The organism is Salibacter halophilus, assembly GCF_008806325.1.
GTDB classification, from domain to species: domain Bacteria; phylum Bacteroidota; class Bacteroidia; order Flavobacteriales_G; family Salibacteraceae; genus Salibacter; species Salibacter halophilus.
Map to the genome: position 1 here is coordinate 1 of NZ_WACR01000023.1, position 908 is coordinate 908.

The following is a 908-nucleotide window of genomic DNA, read 5'->3' on the forward strand; positions in this document are numbered from 1 at the left end:
AGCTATGTAGACATTACCGCTATCATCCATTGCCACATCCTGTGCTACAGCGTTGCTGTTGTATTCTTTGATCACCTCAAGGTGCTGGCTGTAGCCTGTTAGAGCTGCAACCAGCATCATGAAAACTAAAATTGTTGATCTTACCATTTCACAACCTTTTTCGTGGTGATGTTTCCGTCAACATCTTCAATGCGCATCAGGTAAACCCCTGCACTTTCAAGCTGTACACGACTTCTTTTTGAATCGATGCGCTTTTGCATAATTAGAGAGCCGCGCAAATTGTAAACGCTCACCTGTTTTATCCTTTTGCCGGATTCGAGGTTGTAATAGTTGTTGCTCGGGTTGGGGTAAACGGTTACTTGAGGTTGATTCGCTTTACCGGGAATATCCTGCTCGTCACTCACGAACTCTGTTTGAAATGGAATGCTGGGTAAGTTGATTTTCCAAACTTTAATGCCAGTATTACTGAAGCCTGTAGCTCCTACTGCAATAACAGCATTTTCATTCTTAGTTATATGATTGACTGCTGCATCATTTGGTAACAATGTATCCCAAACCGTAATTCCATTATCAGGGTTAATTTGACCAAACCAAACGTTAGCATATGTAACTCCAGAATCTCTGTAAGCAAAAATTCCACCTCCACAAAAACCAAATTTATTGGATTTTTCAAGTGCATATGAAGTTAAAGATGTTGTATCAAAGCTTGATTCAATTGAGGAAGTAATATAATAGGACTTCGAATAGTTCCAGTTTTCATCAAATTCTTTTAATTGAGTTCTCCAGACCTCAAAAGTCCCTAACTCATTAAACTTTCCTGTAATTTCGCTTAAATAGCCTTTGTCTAGTACTGCTAACAAAGCACCCACACTATCATAGGGCAATTCTGTAATATCCGGAGTTCCGTG

1 protein-coding gene is annotated in these 908 nt (G+C 39.5%); it reads right to left on the reverse strand.

Features of this window, described 5'->3' with window-relative positions; translation table 11 throughout:
* Nucleotides 1-140: 140 nt before the first annotated feature.
* A partial coding sequence (locus F3059_RS13610; protein WP_151170216.1) for a T9SS type A sorting domain-containing protein occupies nt 141-908 on the reverse strand: 768 nt, incomplete at its 5' end.